This is a genomic window from uncultured Solobacterium sp., assembly GCF_963550625.1.
GTDB lineage: Bacteria > Bacillota_I > Bacilli_A > Erysipelotrichales > Erysipelotrichaceae > Bulleidia.
Genome location: NZ_CAUVCV010000015.1, coordinates 1 through 16,305 on the forward strand (window position 1 = coordinate 1; position 16,305 = coordinate 16,305).

Annotated in this window: 15 protein-coding genes; 10 read left to right on the forward strand and 5 right to left on the reverse strand. The window is 35.9% G+C overall.

The window, feature by feature from the left end; translation table 11 throughout:
* Positions 1 to 259: 259 nt before the first annotated feature.
* From RYK16_RS07080 to RYK16_RS07105, 6 genes are all read left to right on the forward strand, one after another.
* Complete coding sequence (locus RYK16_RS07080; RefSeq protein WP_314851569.1) at positions 260 to 868, forward strand: DUF4352 domain-containing protein; 609 nt, start codon at positions 260 to 262, stop codon at positions 866 to 868.
* A 105-nt stretch (positions 869 to 973) separates the two neighbouring features.
* Positions 974 to 1,225 (forward strand): DUF1653 domain-containing protein, encoded by a 252-nt coding sequence (locus RYK16_RS07085; protein WP_314851570.1) that lies wholly within the window; start codon positions 974 to 976, stop codon positions 1,223 to 1,225.
* 345 nt (positions 1,226 to 1,570) lie between these two features.
* Positions 1,571 to 2,818, forward strand: a complete 1,248-nt coding sequence (locus tag RYK16_RS07090; RefSeq protein WP_314851571.1) for a substrate-binding domain-containing protein — start codon at positions 1,571 to 1,573, stop codon at positions 2,816 to 2,818.
* Between the two features lie 121 nt (positions 2,819 to 2,939).
* Positions 2,940 to 4,448 (forward strand): sugar ABC transporter ATP-binding protein, encoded by a 1,509-nt coding sequence (locus RYK16_RS07095; RefSeq protein WP_294023036.1) that lies wholly within the window; start codon positions 2,940 to 2,942, stop codon positions 4,446 to 4,448.
* A gap of 15 nt (positions 4,449 to 4,463) precedes the next feature.
* Positions 4,464 to 6,146 carry an ABC transporter permease subunit gene (locus tag RYK16_RS07100; protein WP_314851572.1) on the forward strand — a complete coding sequence of 561 codons (1,683 nt, stop codon included), beginning with the start codon at positions 4,464 to 4,466 and terminating at the stop codon, positions 6,144 to 6,146.
* A 67-nt stretch (positions 6,147 to 6,213) separates the two neighbouring features.
* The gene (locus tag RYK16_RS07105; RefSeq protein WP_314851573.1) at positions 6,214 to 6,789 is read left to right on the forward strand and encodes a DUF6553 family protein; all 576 of its coding nucleotides are present in this window, start codon (positions 6,214 to 6,216) and stop codon (positions 6,787 to 6,789) included.
* A 23-nt stretch (positions 6,790 to 6,812) separates the two neighbouring features.
* Here the strand turns inward: RYK16_RS07105 and deoD are convergent, their stop codons facing one another.
* A complete protein-coding gene (deoD, locus tag RYK16_RS07110) occupies positions 6,813 to 7,529 on the reverse strand; it encodes a purine-nucleoside phosphorylase (RefSeq protein ID WP_314851574.1) in 717 nt (238 codons plus the stop codon).
* A gap of 38 nt (positions 7,530 to 7,567) precedes the next feature.
* On the reverse strand, positions 7,568 to 8,125 hold the full coding sequence (yfcE, locus tag RYK16_RS07115) for a phosphodiesterase (RefSeq protein WP_314851576.1): 558 nt from the start codon (positions 8,123 to 8,125) through the stop codon (positions 7,568 to 7,570).
* 70 nt (positions 8,126 to 8,195) lie between these two features.
* Here yfcE and coaBC point away from each other — a divergent pair, with 70 nt between their 5' ends.
* From coaBC to RYK16_RS07130, 3 genes are read left to right on the forward strand one after another with little or no spacing between them, the layout of a single operon-like run.
* Positions 8,196 to 9,380 (forward strand): bifunctional phosphopantothenoylcysteine decarboxylase/phosphopantothenate--cysteine ligase CoaBC, encoded by a 1,185-nt coding sequence (gene coaBC / locus RYK16_RS07120; protein ID WP_314851577.1) that lies wholly within the window; start codon positions 8,196 to 8,198, stop codon positions 9,378 to 9,380.
* Between the two features lie 8 nt (positions 9,381 to 9,388).
* Complete coding sequence (locus RYK16_RS07125; protein ID WP_314851578.1) at positions 9,389 to 10,177, forward strand: type III pantothenate kinase; 789 nt, start codon at positions 9,389 to 9,391, stop codon at positions 10,175 to 10,177.
* Complete coding sequence (locus RYK16_RS07130; RefSeq protein WP_314851579.1) at positions 10,164 to 11,087, forward strand: membrane dipeptidase; 924 nt, start codon at positions 10,164 to 10,166, stop codon at positions 11,085 to 11,087. The genes RYK16_RS07125 and RYK16_RS07130 overlap by 14 nt, the downstream gene beginning before the upstream one ends.
* A 282-nt stretch (positions 11,088 to 11,369) precedes the next feature.
* Here the strand turns inward: RYK16_RS07130 and RYK16_RS07135 are convergent, their stop codons facing one another.
* Positions 11,370 to 12,317: a tyrosine-type recombinase/integrase gene (locus tag RYK16_RS07135; protein ID WP_314851580.1), complete on the reverse strand. Its 948-nt coding sequence runs from the start codon at positions 12,315 to 12,317 to the stop codon at positions 11,370 to 11,372.
* 81 nt (positions 12,318 to 12,398) lie between these two features.
* Between RYK16_RS07135 and RYK16_RS07140 the strand changes: the two genes are divergently transcribed.
* Complete coding sequence (locus RYK16_RS07140; RefSeq protein ID WP_314851581.1) at positions 12,399 to 13,577, forward strand: restriction endonuclease subunit S; 1,179 nt, start codon at positions 12,399 to 12,401, stop codon at positions 13,575 to 13,577.
* Here RYK16_RS07140 and RYK16_RS07145 read toward each other — a convergent pair.
* A complete protein-coding gene (locus tag RYK16_RS07145; protein ID WP_314851582.1) occupies positions 13,570 to 14,730 on the reverse strand; it encodes a hypothetical protein in 1,161 nt (386 codons plus the stop codon). The two genes, RYK16_RS07140 and RYK16_RS07145, sit on opposite strands and share 8 nt — an antisense overlap.
* 4 nt (positions 14,731 to 14,734) lie before the next feature.
* Positions 14,735 to 16,300: a type I restriction-modification system subunit M gene (locus RYK16_RS07150; RefSeq protein ID WP_314851583.1), complete on the reverse strand. Its 1,566-nt coding sequence runs from the start codon at positions 16,298 to 16,300 to the stop codon at positions 14,735 to 14,737.
* Between the last annotated feature and the right edge of the window lie 5 nt (positions 16,301 to 16,305).

The following is a 16,305-nucleotide window of genomic DNA, read 5'->3' on the forward strand; positions in this document are numbered from 1 at the left end:
ATCATAAGTTAGTTAGAGTACTTTATATGGATAAAGTGGGGTTGTCGCTCCATTAACTTATTAGTCCGAAGTCAGGGGCTTTTTTTTATGTCTTTTTCACTTTTTTTGCATAAAAATCTATATATTTTAGTATTTTTTTATTGTTTTTGACAAAGAGTTTTTACTCTTTTTACTATATTTTATGGCATAGTTCTTGGTATAATATATACAGATGCAATAGTTTGCATAGTTTCAATTGGGGAAACAGGAGAAAAATAGAATGAAGAAATTAAGTGTATTATTGTTAGCGTTAGCAGTTACATTTGGATCTGCTGGTTGCACAAGAAAAACATTATCTGACATTGTTAATGAAAACAATGGAGGTACAGAAAACAATGGAGGTACAGAAAACAATACAACAACAGGAACAGACGATAGCTACCATGAATATGAAGTTGGAGATACAGTTCAAACAATGTTCTTTGACTTCACGGTTGAAGATTATTTATCTTCAACAGATATTAATGGGATTAAACCAGAAGCTGGAAAACAATTTGTTGGTGTTAAGCTAAATATCGAAAATACATTTAATAAGGATATTACAATGTTCTCATCAGACCTTATTATTGAATGGGAACCAACAAGTGCTGATGACAAAGGTGCAGAAGGACCTCATTCTTATTATGATAAGGAAGCCATCTTCAATGAAGAGTTTGAAAAGGAATATACATTGGCTCCTGGAGAATCTAAAGAAGGTGTTCTACTATTTGAAATTCCTGAAGGTATAACAAAGGTAGCAATTACAACACAGGATATTTATACAGATAAACAAGGCAATGAACATAAGGGTGATGTGTATATTGTACACATTGATTTATCCAAACAATAAAATAAATAAGACTGAGTTATCCGCTGAGATAGCTCAGTTTTTATGTTAGAGTTTATTTAATTATAAGCTTTTCGATATGCTATATATTAATAAGGGAGAAAACATATGAGAACTTTCGTGCAAGGTGATATCATCCAACATTTTAAAAGAGAGACAGTTGAAAAAGATGGATTTGAATATCTATACGAATATATTGGAGAGGCCATACACTCTGAAACACGTGAGAAGATGGTTGTATACCGAGCTTTATATGGAGATAAGGGATTATACGTTAGACCGTATGAGATGTTCATGGGGAAAGTAGATCACGAAAAGTACCCAGAAATACGACAAAAATACCGTTTTGAAAAGATTTGATTATAGTGTAATTTTCAAATAAAATAAAAAATTCACAAATAAAATTGATAATTTTTATTATTTTATTTGTACTAATTGGTAATGAATAAAATAAATAATAAATAAAAATGACAATTGCATAAAATTAAATAGTTTGAAAAGTGTCTATCTATAGCCACTTTTTTACATTTTATAGTTTCCGAACAACGTAAAATTAAAGATGGAGATATCAAATTCTTAAGATTTTATAAAGAGGATATGCGTTGACGGTCAATTTGCATGGTGATATTATTTTTTCATCGGAAACGCGAAAGCGCTTTCCACAGTTTCAAAGCCAAATAATTCAGGGGAGGAAAGAAAACTTTTATGAAGAAATTATTTGCGGTTATGACTTCTGCAGTTTTAGCACTATCACTTGTTGGTTGTGGTCCTAAGACAAGCAGCACAGGCGGAAGCTCAAGCACAGAATCAACAGTTTCAAACGCTGATAAGCCATTAGTATGGTACAACCGTCAGCCATCTAACAGTACAACAGGTGAGTTAGATAAAGAAGCATTAAACTTCAACAAGGATACTTACTATGTAGGTTTCGATGCTAACCAGGGTGCAGAATTACAGGGTAAGATGGTTGCTGATTACATCGCAGCTCACAAGGATATCATCGACCGTAACGGTGATGGTGTTATCGGTTATGTATTAGCTATCGGTGACGTTGGACACAACGACTCTATCGCTCGTACAAGAGGTGTTCGTAAGGCTCTAGGTACAGCTGTTGAAAAGGATGGCACAATCGATGCTACTCCAGCAGGAACAAACACAGATGGTTCCGCTACAGTTGTTAAGGATGGTAAGGTTGGCGACTTCAAGGTTCGCGAACTTGCTTCTCAGGAAATGAAGAACTCTGCAGGTGCTACATGGGATGCTGCTACTGCAGGTAATGCTATCGGTACATGGTCAGCTTCATTTGGTGATGAAATTGACTTAGTTATTTCTAATAACGATGGTATGGGTATGTCAATGTTCACAGCATGGGCTAAGGATAAGAAGGTTGCTACATTCGGTTACGATGCTAACAGTGATGCAGTAGCTGCTATCGCTGAAGGTTACGGCGGAACAATTTCTCAGCATGCTGACGTTCAGGCTTACTTAACATTAAGAGTATTACGTAACGCTTTAGATGGTGTTGATATCAAGACAGGTATCGCTACAGCTGACGAAGCTGGAAACGTTCTTAAAGAAGGCGTTGACTACGTATACAACGAAGCAGATCGTTCATTCTATGCATTGAACCTTGCTGTTACAGCTGATAACTACAAGGACTTCATGGATGCTACTAAGACATTTGAACCAGTATCTAAGGAAGTTAAGAGCGACACTAAGAAGGTTTGGTTGAACATTTATAACGCTTCCGATAACTTCTTAAGCTCAACATACCAGCCATTACTTGAAAAGTATGATGATTTACTACACTTGGATGTTGAATATATCGGTGGTGATGGTCAGACAGAATCTAATATCACAAACCGTTTAGGAAACCCAAGTCAATATGATGCGTATGCTATTAACATGGTTAAGACAGACAACGCTACATCATATACTTCACTCTTAAAGTAATTCAGTAAGATTTTCTAAGAGGCTAGCAGGTAGGCTTTTGAAAACCTGGTAGCCTCTTTCTAAGTAGTTTGTAGTTAACCATACTGCTTATGATTTTTAGTTAAACAGGGGTAAATCAATTATGTCAGAAAGAAATGACAATTTAATCTTGTCGATAAAGGGCATGTCGAAATCATTCGGCAGAAACAGAGTACTTGATCACATCAATTTAGATGTGAAACCCGGCTCAATTATGGGTCTCATGGGTGAAAATGGTGCCGGTAAATCCACTATGATGAAGTGTTTGTTCGGTACATATCAAAAAGATGAAGGAAGTATCTTCCTAGATGGAAAAGAAGTAAGTTTTACTGGTCCAAAGGATGCACTTGAAAATGGTATTGCGATGGTTCACCAAGAACTTAATCAGTGCTTAGAGCGTAGTGTTATTGATAACCTATTCTTAGGACGTTATCCAGTAAATTCTTTAGGTGTTGTTGATGAAGGAAGAATGAAGAAGGAAGCTTCTGAGTTATTCCGTAGCTTAGGTATTACAGTCAATTTGACGCAGCCTATGCGTACGATGTCCGTATCTGCTCGTCAGATGTGCGAAATTGCAAAGGCTATTTCTTATCATTCAAAGATTATCGTTTTGGATGAACCAACATCATCATTAACTGAACCAGAAGTTAAGAAATTATTCCAGATGATGCGTAAACTACGTAGTCAGGGTATTTCCATTATCTATATTTCTCATAAGATGGATGAAATTTTTGATATATGTGATCAGGTGTCTGTATTGCGTGATGGTAAGATGATCATGACAAAAGATGTTACCGACACAAATATGAATGACTTGATTGCGGCCATGGTTGGACGTTCTCTTGATAACCGTTTCCCACCGGTTGATAACACACCAGGTGAAACGATTCTTTCTGTCAAAGATCTTTCTACGAAGTTTGCTCCTTACCTCGATGACGTTAGTTTCGATGTTAAGGAAGGCGAAATCTTCGGTTTGTATGGTCTGGTAGGTGCTGGACGTACAGAGTTAATGGAAACAATCTTTGGTGTTCGTACTAGAGCAGCAGGTCGTGTTTATTACAATGGCAAGCTCATGAACTTCGATAGTGCAAAAGAAGCCATGGACAATGGATTCGCTATGATTACCGAAGAAAGAAAGGCAAACGGTTTATTCTTAAAGAGTGACTTAACTTTCAATACTTGTATTGCAAATATGGATCACTATAAGAATGGTATCGTTGTGTCTGATGAGAAGATGAAGAAGGCAACTGTGAAAGAAATTGCCTTAATGCATACAAAGTGTATGGGACCAGATGATGCGATTACATCACTATCTGGTGGTAACCAACAGAAGATCATCTTTGGTAAGTGGTTAGAAAGAAATCCAAAGGTATTTATGATGGATGAGCCAACTCGTGGTATCGATGTTGGTGCAAAATACGAGATCTATGACTTAATTATCAAGATGGCGAAGATGGGTAAGACAATTATTGTATGTTCATCTGAAATGCCAGAGATTCTCGGTATCACAAATCGAATCGGTGTTATGTCCAATGGGCGTCTTGCCGGAATCGTTAATACAAAAGAGACAAATCAGGAAGAACTCCTGAGACTCAGCGCAATGTATTTGTAATCGGAGGGGTTAGACATGAGTCAAAATAACGAAAAATTAGGGGCAGAGATTCTCTCTGTTGATCAGGAAGAAAGCCTACTAAAACCAATTACGGACCACGTAGGTAAGATTCAAGCACAAATCGATGAATTACGTAAGGATGGAACAGATAAGACTGTTGAGTTACTAAACGTAATTCAGATGACAAAGAACGATAAGAGCTTATCAAAGGGTGAAAAGGAAAACCGTATCGCTGAAGCTAAGAAGGCTTTAGAAGCTGCTCAACAAGTTGAAAAAGCAAATAAGCCAGCTGTAGATAAGTTAATCAATGAAGGCGTTACTTATTTAAATCAACATTTTGAAAAGGAATACTATTCAAAGGTTGTAGCAAGTTGCGCTGCAGAAAAAACTCTTGCCGCAAAGAGATATAGCGATCTTTTAGCTGAACTAAAGAATGTTCACGCACAGAATCTTTCTAAGATTACTGGTAATGACGCTGATGCAAAACAAGAAATCAAAGATGAAAAGTATGTATATAAGAATAAAGTCTTTGATGCGAAACTAACATACCAAAAGGAATTACAAGCAATTAAGGATCGTAAACACGAGGCATTTATTCAACGTTATCACTTAATTGACCTATTGAAGATGTCTAAGTTCAGCTTTGCTGAAACACAGGCACAGAAGATTGAACATTACTTATATACATTCAACCGCAAGGATTGGTTATTACGTAATGGTCTATATCTAGTCATTATTCTTGTATTTATTGGCTTAGGTATCGTAACTCCAATTATTAAGAAGACTCCTTTATTCACAGTCAATAACATCTTAAATATCTTACAGCAGGCATCTCCAAGAATGTTCTTGGCATTAGGTGTAGCTGGCGTGATAATGCTTGCAGGTACTGACTTATCCATTGGACGTATGGTGGGTATGGGTATGGTAGCTTCAACAATTATCATGCACAAGGGCATCAACACTGGTGCGGTGTTTGGTAAAGTATTTGACTTCACAAGCCTTCCAGTTGGTGCAAAAGCAGTGTTGGCATTGCTTGTGTGTATTATCTTATGTACAATCTTTACTTCCATTGCTGGTTTCTTCAAGGCGAAGTATAAGATGCATCCATTTATTTCTTCTATGTCTAACATGTTAATCATCTTCGGTATGGTTACATATGCGACAAAGGGTGTATCCTTCGGTGCTATCGAAAATGAAATCCCAGCAATGATTATTCCAAAGATTGGCAACTTCCCAACAATCATCTTATGGGCAGCTACAGCTGTAGTTGTTGTATGGTTTATTTGGAATAAGACAACATTTGGTAAGAACCTATATGCAGTAGGTGGAAACCCAGAAGCTGCTGCTGTATCAGGTATCGATGTATTCAAAGTAACAATCATGGCATTCGCTATGGCTGGTGTACTCTATGGATTTGGTGCATGGTTAGAATGTAACCGAATGGTAGGTTCTGGTTCTGCTGCGTATGGTCAGGGTTGGGATATGGACGCTATCGCTGCCTGCGTAGTAGGTGGTGTATCCTTCTCTGGTGGTATCGGTAAGATTTCTGGTGTTGTTGTCGGTGTAACAATCTTTACAGCGTTAACATACTCCTTAACAATCTTAGGTATTGATACAAACCTTCAGTTCGTATTCGAAGGTCTCATCATCCTAGCTGCGGTAACATTGGACTGCTTAAAGTACGTTCAAAAGAAGTAATTCAATTTGCGGAAACCAGAAATGGCTTCCGCTTTTTTATATGTTTATTCTCGGGTATAATACTGATATGGAAATGAATGAGCTAAAAGAAAAATACTATTTTCTAGACAATAGTTACGAACGTTATATATTACTTCAAGAATACCAAAATAATCATAATGAAGATGAAGTAGCAAAGGGTATGCTGCAAGTTTTAATGAAGCGTTATGGAAATCCAAAGTTAAGAAAGCCCGCTGATTACTTTATGCATGCATGTTTGATGATGAAGGTGATGGCAGATGAAAGGTTTGGAAGCTATGCACTCGCAAAGAAAAAGCAGGAATATCAATTATTCCTTCAAGAGTTAGCGATAAATGATGAACAATCCGAATATCTAACTGCAGAGTGGAAACATCTGGCTAGAACCTACATTCGCTTAAGTAAAAAGAATAATTCGAAATCATACTTTTTTGGAATGGGAAAGCGTGATGAACATGTGGTTGTTGGAAATGTAGCAGATGAAATCACAAATATCTTTGTACGCTTACCAAAGCGATTAGGATATTCAAAAGAAATTGCTGGTTTGTGTCAGGTAGTGAAGGATACATTCCTAGAAGAGTTTCCAAATAATGAGGAAGTATTAAATAGTGCAATTAAAAAGTGAACCAATAGGTTCACTTTTATAATTTAGTCAGCGATTGCAGCGTCTAAAGCAATCTTCATCATATCTGTGAAGGCTGTTTGACGTTGTTCAGCAGTTGTGATTTCTGGTGATACAAAGCTATCAGAAATTGTTAGTAAGCAAGCTGCGTTCTTTCCTAAAACATTAGCGTTTGAAAATAGAGCAAAACTTTCCATTTCAACAGCTAAGCAATGTAGTTCGTCTACTACCTTTGGTAGGTATGTAACATTCTTTTCGCGATAGAATACGTCAGATGAATGAATTAAACCTTCAGTAATCTTCATTCCAAGATTTTCTGCAGCCTTCTTAATCTTTTCATTTAATTCAGCAGATGGCTTGATTGTATCGCTTGTATTTCCGCATTGTTCTCTTGCGAATGAAGAGTCGGAATAAGCCGCACTTGCTAGAATTACATCAAATAATTTTAATTCTGGTTGGTAAGCACCAGCAGAACCGATACGAATAATGTTATCTACATCGTATTCAGTAAATAACTCATAAGAGTAGATACCGATAGATGGCATTCCCATTCCTGATGCCATAACGGATACAGGCTTACCTTTCCAAGTGCCTGTATATCCTTGAATACCGCGTACGTTGTTAACTAATACTGGATTTTCCAAGAATGTTTCAGCGATGAACTTCGCACGAAGTGGATCACCTGGCATTAAGACTGTTTTTGCGAACTGGCCTTTTTCGGCACTGTTATGTGGTGTAGACATGATTAACCCTCAACTTTCTTTTCTTTATTATACATGATTCAGAGCCAATCTGTATGCATGTATTGTTTATGGTCTAGTGTATAAACTGTAAAGCCATCATCATTGATAATAGCATAGGTTCTGGGATGGTTTTCTTTTGGTAATGAGATTGATCCTGGATTTAAAAGAAGGATTCCATCTTTTTCATTAGCAGTAGGAATATGTGTGTGTCCTGATAGGAAACTATCTCCAGCACTTAGAGCAGGTAGATTATTTGGACCAAAGATATGGCCGTGTGACATGAAGATTTGATGTGTTCCATGAAAGAGTACGTTGTAATCAGCTGTAATTGGGAAGTTTAGGACCATTTGGTCTACTTCTGCATCACAGTTACCTCGTACTGCAATGATTTTATCTCTGAATGCATTCATGATTGAAATGACTTCTTTTGGGGCATAGTCGCTTGGCAAGTCATTTCTTGGGCCGTGATATAGAATATCTCCTAGGCATAAAATCTTATCTGCGTGATGATATGAGAAGGCTTCTTCCATCGCTTTTGCGCCTGAAAGAGCACCATGAATATCGGATACTACTAAAAATGTATGTGGATTCGTCATATTTCATATACCTCTGCCACTAATATTAGCATATTTTGCGTGTTATAATATTTACAAGAAGGTAGAGTATATGAAAAATAAGTGTATTGTCGTAGGAGTAACAGCAGGGATTGCTGCATATAAAATTTGTCAGTTAGTTTCCTCACTGAAAAAGCAGGGAAATGAAGTGCATGTCATTATGACAAAGGAGGCAGAGAAGTTTGTAACGCCTCTAACATTCCAAACACTCAGCAATCAAAAGGTCATTACAGATATGTTCACAGTGGATTATACACCAGATGTTCATCATATCTCACTGGCGAAGAAAGCTGATTTATTCATCGTGGCTCCAGCTACTGCAAATATTATTGCGAAGATTGCGCATGGTTTAGCAGATGATATGTTAACAACTACATTCTTGGCGGCGACATGCCCAAAGTTAATCGTTCCTGCAATGAATACAAATATGTTAAATAATCCAATCACGCAGGATAACATTGCGACATGCCAAAAATACGGTATGCATATTATGTGCAGTGGTGCTGGATATCTTGCTTGCGGTGATGTAGGTGCAGGACGTTTACCAGAACCAGAAGAGATCGAAGATGCGATTGCATCTCTTATAGAAACAGACCGATATCTAAATGGAAGAAATGTTGTGATTACTGCAGGTGCAACGCAAGAAGAGATTGATCCTGTACGGTATATTACAAATCATTCAACCGGAAAAATGGGTTATGCATTAGCAAAAGAAGCTCGTAATGCAGGTGCTAGGGTAACACTGATTTCTGGTAAGACAAACCTACCTAAACCATATGGTGTTGATGTTGTAAATGTAACAAGCGCAGCCGATATGGCTAAGAGTGTTATTGATAATTTCGAAAACGCTGATGTTGTAATCATGTCTGCGGCAGTTGCGGATTATACACCAATTGAAAAGGCAGAACAGAAAATTAAAAAGACAGATGGTGATTTATCCATCGTTCTTAAACGTACACAGGATATTCTTCTAACAATCGGACAGAAGAAGCGTGAAGACCAGGTAGTGATTGGCTTTGCGATGGAAACAGAGAATTTATTAGAAAATGCCGCAAAGAAGCTACAAGAAAAGAATGCAAATTACATTATCGCAAATAGTATTCGTGAACCTGGTGCTGGTTTTGGTGTAGACACAAATATTGTCAAAATTATTTCACCAACAAGTGTAGAAGATTTAGGATTATTATCCAAAGATGAAACAGCGAAAGAAATACTGCGTCATTGCCTAAAGAAGTGAGGACAACTATGTTATTAACAATTGATGTTGGAAATACAAATATTTCCATGGGAATTCTTGATGGAGAAAAGATTATTGGTCGTTATCGTCTCATGACACAAACCACACGTACTAGTGATGAGTATGGTTTCTTCATTACAACATTCTTAAATACATTACAGTTAAAAGCTTCGGATATTACTGGCATTATCATTTCTTCCGTAGTACCAAAACTAATGTATTCTTTGACTTCTGCGGTGATTAAATACTTACATCAAAAACCAATGATTGTAACCAATGAGATGCATATGGATATCAAACTTGATACTGAGGCACCAAGATCAATTGGTGCAGACCGTATTGTAAATACAACTTATGCATGGAATACGTTTCATCGTTCATGCATTATTGTAGACTTTGGTACAGCAACGACATATGACTACATTGATCGAAATGGTGTCTTCCGCTATGTTGTAATTCAGCCAGGTTTAGGTATTAGTCTGAATGCATTAACTTCTATGACGGCTAAGTTACCAGAAATTGAGATTGTAAAACCAAAGTCTGTACTCGGTACAAATACAATCGAAGGTATGCAGGCAGGTGTTGTATATGGATACATTGGTTCTGTAGAATATATCATTAAAACAATGAAAAAGGAACTTAACGATCCATCATGCATGGTGATTGCGACAGGTGGTTTAGGTAAGATTATTGCAAATGAAACAGATGAAATTAATGCGTATGATGCGGATATAGCATATAAGGGAATGAAGATTTTATACGATATCAATAAGGGGAAAGACTATGAAAATCTTTGATTTACATGCGGACTTAGCAGAAGCGATTAAACCATTCTACACAGATGGTAAAACATCCATCTTAAAGAAAGATTGGAGTACTCGATTTAAACAAGGACAGATTGCATATACTTCTGCAGCTAGTTTCTTTGTAGGGACGGAGAGCTGGCAAGAGATGCAAGATGTTGTCGCAAAGGTGAAGAATGATATTATTGCCTCTGGATATAAAGTTATCTATACCAAGAATGATTTAGATGATGAACAACAGGATACAGCTTTCTTAATGACGATTGAGGGAATGTGTGGAATTCATGAAGATGTAGAAGAGAAGATTCAATGGTTATACGACGAGGGTAATCGTATTGGCTCTCTATGCTGGAATGATCAAAACGCACTGGCGACAGGTAACTCAGGAGATCCTACAAGAGGATTAACAGACCTTGGTAAACAAGCAATTGCAAAGATGAATGAATTACATATGATTGTGGATGTATCTCATGCAAATGAGAAGACATTTTGGGATATTCTATCCTGTTCAACGCAACCGATAATCGCTACCCACTCAAATGCGAAGGGTCGTTGTTTTGTGGAAAGAAACCTTACAGATCAACAGATTCGTGCTATTGCAAGTAAAGATGGCTTAATTGGTATGAATGCATGTTGTTCATTTATTCATACAGAACAACAAAAACAAGATGCACTACATCTAGCAAAACATGCAAAGTACGTAGCTGATCTTGTTGGAGTAAAACATGTTGCTTGTGGATTTGACTTCGGTGAGTATTATAACGATGGTGAGGAACATAATATGTATGGTCCTTCCCAGGCGCAGAATTTCATCAAAGCATTACAGCGTGTAGGGTTTACAAATGAAGAAATCAAAGATATTGCATATCGCAATGTTCTGCGCTTTCTAAGAAAATATATGTAAAAAGAAAAACTCTTGTGTATTTGCTGAGTGTTTATAAGGATGTATTCTAAAAACACATTAAAATCGGCATTGCAAGGGTAAAACAGACACTGACCAAATCCTTGCCAGGCAAGGAATCAAGCCTTATCATGTCTGTAAATTACAGTGTCCAAGAAATTGGGTTCACTCCAAACTGCTCCCGCCTTTTTAACTGTGCAATCTTAGCGAGCAGACCATTTATACTCCAAAGTCGTAAAACGGTACAAATCTCGTTAGGGGGCACCCTAATACCCGTTTACATTTCTACAACAAATCATTAAGTAAATTCATACAAATAATTTTTTGTTTCAGATTAGCTCTTCCGTATACATTCAATGTAAATGACACATTTTTATGTCCCATAATCTCTGATAATGATTTAATATCAAATTCAGGAATTTCAATCGCTCTAATTGCAAACGTATGCCTTATCTCGTGAAACTTAACGCTTTTAAGATTGTTTCTTTTCAGAAACCTTGCAAAATACTGTCTGTAAGTTCTAGGCTCTGTTGGTTTTGTTTTGCCTGTTAGGAAATAATGGTTAGGATTATCTGTATAAAATCTCTTTATAATGTTTCCTAATAATGATGGAATGGGAACAGTCCTAGCAGAACTTAATGTTTTCGGCGGACCAACATTGATATATGATGATCCTTTTTTCTTGTCATAAATCCTTTGAACAGTTCTGTTTACAGTGATTACATTATCACTTAAAGAAATGTCTTTCATTTGTAATCCGCATAATTCACCAATTCTCAAACCGGTCATTAAAGCAATGAGTATGCCCGCTGTTTTTCTATTCAAATAAAGATATATACATTGGATTAATTCTTGCTCTTCATCTTTTGATAAAGAAATGACACGATTAGCTTGAATGTCTTTTGGATATTCAATTAAGTCCCAATTTAACAATGAAATTGCTTTTTCTTTATATGCGTAAAGTAAAGCCAATCTCATTACTAAAACAATGTCGCGAATTGTTTTTACAGTTAGCCCTCCTTTCTTATCTATGCGACCTTTTTCATAAAGATACAAGATGTAATCTTGAATATCGGATTCTTTTATAGAACCGATTTTCTTTTTCCCCAAACGTGGGATTAAATGATTCTCCGCAATAAGTGTAAAATTTGCGTGAGTTGACGCTGTTATCATTGGCTGCTTTATTTTTAACCATTGATTAACAAGCGCCTTAAATTGTGTATTTTCAGTCATAAAGACCACCTCCCACTAAATGGTAAAGGAAGGTGTAAAATTCAATATTAATATTCCTCAAGTAATAGTCAAAAGGCTCTTGTGCCTGAACTCAGATTTCCTGAATTTACAGATACTTGGAAGACAGATTTAATAGGAAACATTGGCTCTTTCACTAAGGGAGCCGGATTATCCAAAGCGGATATTACTGAAAACGGAACACCATTTATTTTGTATGGCGAACTATATACTACTTATGGTGATGTTATTTACGATATAAAGCGAAAAACCAACAAAGCTGTATCAGAAGAATGTTATAGCAAAGTTGGTGATGTAATAATCCCAACCTCTGGTGAAACACCAGAAGAAATAGCTACTTCAGCTTGTGTGATGATCCCAGACGTAATTCTTGCTGGCGACTTAAATATTCTTCGCTCCAGTAACATCGATGGTAGATTTTTAAGTTATCTTATTAACCACGTCGCAAATAAAAGTATCGCAAAAATAGCACAAGGAAAATCTGTTGTTCATATACAAGCAAAAGAAATAAGCAAGATAGCAATCAATTTTCCAAGTTCTGCTGAACAGTTACGAATAGTGAATTTGTTGGAGCTTTTAGATGCAAAAATAAGCAAACAAGAAGACTTGATTAAAGGCTTAAAGTTGTATAAAAGAGGATTGATAAACCAAATTTTTGACAACAAACTTTCACTTTCAAAAAATAGCGAGTGGCACAAATATCAATTGTCAGATATTTTGAAGGAACGCAAAACATACTGTGAAAAAGATGGCACTTACGAACACGCAACACTTTCTAAAGAAGGTGTTTATGAAAAAACTAATCGATATGACAGAGATTATCTTGTGTCCTCTGATGATAAAAAATACAAAATAACAAAATTAGGAGACATATGCTATAATCCTGCAAATTTGAAATTCGGTGTTATTTGCTTAAACACATACGGTGATGCGATTTTTTCTCCAATATACATAACATTTGAAGTAAATAAAAACTTTAACAAAGAGTTTATAGGATTTTGCTTAACACGTAATGATTTTATAAATGAGGCTCTACAATATCAGCAGGGTACTGTTTATGAACGAATGGCAGTTTCTCCGGAAGATTTGCTATCTATGTCAATCAATCTACCACCAAAGGATATTCAAGATAGCCTTGCAAAGGTCTTTTTGAAAATAGAAGATATGGTGTCAAAAACTGAAATGACATTAACTGAACTGAAGCAAATGCGAATAGCTCTGTTACAGAAGATGTTTATATAAACATCTTCTGTAAAAATGATTTTTTTAACAAACTAAATTTATCCAATAAGGATTCGTTAGCTTCGATTTTGTTGTCAATAACTGATAGTACCGATGAAACAACTATTTGGGTATCGTTATTTGGAACAGGAATTAACTTTGTTTTTAATATTGGAAAATGTCTTTTGTAACCTTCTTGTACAACATTATAATGTGCGAGTGCATAATATAGATATTTTATATTGGCGTTATTACGTGGCTTAAGCAATTTTGTTCCATCGCCGCCCAGTATAAATGGTGTATCCATATATTTTATATTTGTTGTATGATCGCCATAAATAATTGCAGGAATATCATAATATAGTTTGATACTATCGTCACTGTATGCTACGATTTTGCGTTTTCCTTGGTCAATTACGGGATAGAGTCCATCACTTTTGTATTCAGAGGATGGGATTTGATGCTTTGATGTTGGAATAGAATCAACGGCATTATCAATGCCTATATATTCACAGCTCTGAGCTTCAATTTCATCAAAAAGTGTATTTTCGACACCTCTTTTATACAACTTGAGAGCATTGACTAATTTCTCTTGTTTTAAAATACGTTGCTCCAAAAGTGTAAGAAAATCAGCAATTTTAGTTTGTTCGTCAATACTTTTAGGCAATGTATGTATTGTATCAAAAAAATCTTCAGTTGGTACATTCAATAAACCGTGATTTCTTGCACCTTCAGCAGCAATCATATAAATTTCCTTGTACCATTTAAGCGAATCAAAATATGTCTTTATAAAATCTGAATTATGCTTTTTCAATGCAAAACAGATATACAAAGTCGATAAGGCACCTTCATCATACATATCAAGTCTTTTTATAGAGCCAAAGTCGTAGCCAACGGAATAGCTTCTATTATATGCAAACTCGCCATTTTTCAATAAATAATAACCTGACATATCTTTACTTGATACCTTTTTATTGAAATAAGTTACTTGGTCAACAAGACCGTCTTTTGAAGAAATTGTAAGTGGCAAATTAGATTGATTATCTTTATTTTTCCTTGTTACTCTAACTACAAAATCAGATAATTTTTCTTTCTTCCACTCTTCCCTAAACTCAGGAAATCTTAGTTCCGGAACAAGAGCCTTTTGACTATTACTTGAGGATACGTTATTCATAAAATTACACCTCCTCATCAAAAGGAAAATCTAAGCATAATTCTTCAAAATATGGCTTTAATTCTGTGTTAATATCTTTGATTTCCTTTTGTAATGAACGAATTTCTGATGACACTGCTTTAAGGTCAATTTCAGGCTCTTTTTCAAATGTATCAACATAACGAGGAATATTTAGATTAAATCCATTATTAGCGATTTCTTCCATTGAAGCAACGTGAGCATACTTTTCTACATCTTTACGATTTACATAGGCATCAATAATTTTATCAATGTCTTGTCCTCTTAAGATGTTTTGATTTTTACCGGCTTCAAAATTTTTTGATGCGTCAATAAATAAAATATTATCTGTATTGCTTCCTCTGTCTTTTCTTAAAACAAGCACACATACAGGAATACCAGTGCCAAAGAATAAGTTTGCAGGTAATCCGATAACTGCATCAAGCACATTCATTTTCTCGATTAAATATTTACGAATAGTTTCTTCAGCTGCACCACGGAAAAGTACGCCGTGAGGGAGAAGAACAACAGCACGTCCATCTTCATCCATATGGTAGACCATATGCTGAACAAATGCGAAATCTGCCTTTGATTTAGGGGCTAATTTACCATACTGACTAAAACGATCATCTTCGTTAAATTTATCATCAGCTGACCATTTTGCACTATACGGTGGATTTGCAACCTGCACTCGGAATCTCATTTCTCCAAAATAGTCTTTTTCAAGTGTATCACCGTTGTAAATGCTAAAGTTAGTATATGGAATACCACGAAGAATCATATTCATACGTGCTAAGTTATAAGTTGTAGAAGTTAATTCTTGTCCATAATAAGAACGAACATTAGCATAGTTTTTCAGTCTTAACAAAAGAGAACCTGAACCGCAAGTAGGATCGGCTGCGGCTTTTACATCGGTTAACCCAAGACAGGCAAGTCGGCAAAGCAATTCTGCCGGACCTGATGGCGTATAGAACTCACCGGCTTTTTTACCGGCAGTTGCAGCAAACTGACCGATTAAGTATTCATATGCATTACCAAGAATATCGATTTTTGTATCTTCAACTGAGAATTTGATTTCATCTAAAGAAGCAATGATTTTTGACATAACTGTACTACGATCTTTTACTGTATGACCAAGCTTTGTAGAGTCAAGCTGCATATCAGAAAATAAACCTTCAAAATCCTGCTGGCTTTCATTGCCTATTGTTGATTCCATTAAAGAGTTAATTGCCTTCTGTAAAAACTCAATATCAAATGCACGGTTTTCTACCATTGTTACAAGGTTACGGAAAAGAAATTGAGGTTCAATAACAAACCCTAAATCACGAAGTGATTCTTCAATTACGGCTTCTTTGTACTCTTCATCTTTCCAAGCATCGCTATAGCTGATATTATCGTCTTTAAGTAGATTTGCCATATATTTTTCAGTACGGTCAGAAAGATAGTAGTAGAAAATCATACCTAAAATATAATTTTTAAATTCATACGCTTCCATATTCCCACGTAACGCATTTGCCATTGCCCAAAGTTTATTGCACAACTCTTTTTGATGTTGTTGGATACTGTTTTCCATTTAAT

Excerpts from the sequence above, each read along its gene's own strand:
- RYK16_RS07105 (WP_314851573.1), top strand. The coding sequence starts at position 6,214 with ATGGAAATGAATGAGCTAAAAGAAAAATACTATTTTCTAGACAATAGT.
- yfcE (WP_314851576.1), bottom strand. The coding sequence starts at position 8,125 with ATGACGAATCCACATACATTTTTAGTAGTATCCGATATTCATGGTGCT.
- RYK16_RS07135 (WP_314851580.1), bottom strand. The coding sequence starts at position 12,317 with ATGACTGAAAATACACAATTTAAGGCGCTTGTTAATCAATGGTTAAAA.
- RYK16_RS07095 (WP_294023036.1), top strand. The coding sequence starts at position 2,940 with ATGTCAGAAAGAAATGACAATTTAATCTTGTCGATAAAGGGCATGTCG.
- RYK16_RS07085 (WP_314851570.1), top strand. The coding sequence starts at position 974 with ATGAGAACTTTCGTGCAAGGTGATATCATCCAACATTTTAAAAGAGAG.
- coaBC (WP_314851577.1), top strand. The coding sequence starts at position 8,196 with ATGAAAAATAAGTGTATTGTCGTAGGAGTAACAGCAGGGATTGCTGCA.
- RYK16_RS07090 (WP_314851571.1), top strand. The coding sequence starts at position 1,571 with ATGAAGAAATTATTTGCGGTTATGACTTCTGCAGTTTTAGCACTATCA.
- RYK16_RS07145 (WP_314851582.1), bottom strand. The coding sequence starts at position 14,730 with ATGAATAACGTATCCTCAAGTAATAGTCAAAAGGCTCTTGTTCCGGAA.
- RYK16_RS07080 (WP_314851569.1), top strand. The coding sequence starts at position 260 with ATGAAGAAATTAAGTGTATTATTGTTAGCGTTAGCAGTTACATTTGGA.
- RYK16_RS07150 (WP_314851583.1), bottom strand. The coding sequence starts at position 16,300 with ATGGAAAACAGTATCCAACAACATCAAAAAGAGTTGTGCAATAAACTT.
- RYK16_RS07100 (WP_314851572.1), top strand. The coding sequence starts at position 4,464 with ATGAGTCAAAATAACGAAAAATTAGGGGCAGAGATTCTCTCTGTTGAT.
- RYK16_RS07125 (WP_314851578.1), top strand. The coding sequence starts at position 9,389 with ATGTTATTAACAATTGATGTTGGAAATACAAATATTTCCATGGGAATT.
- deoD (WP_314851574.1), bottom strand. The coding sequence starts at position 7,529 with ATGTCTACACCACATAACAGTGCCGAAAAAGGCCAGTTCGCAAAAACA.
- RYK16_RS07130 (WP_314851579.1), top strand. The coding sequence starts at position 10,164 with ATGAAAATCTTTGATTTACATGCGGACTTAGCAGAAGCGATTAAACCA.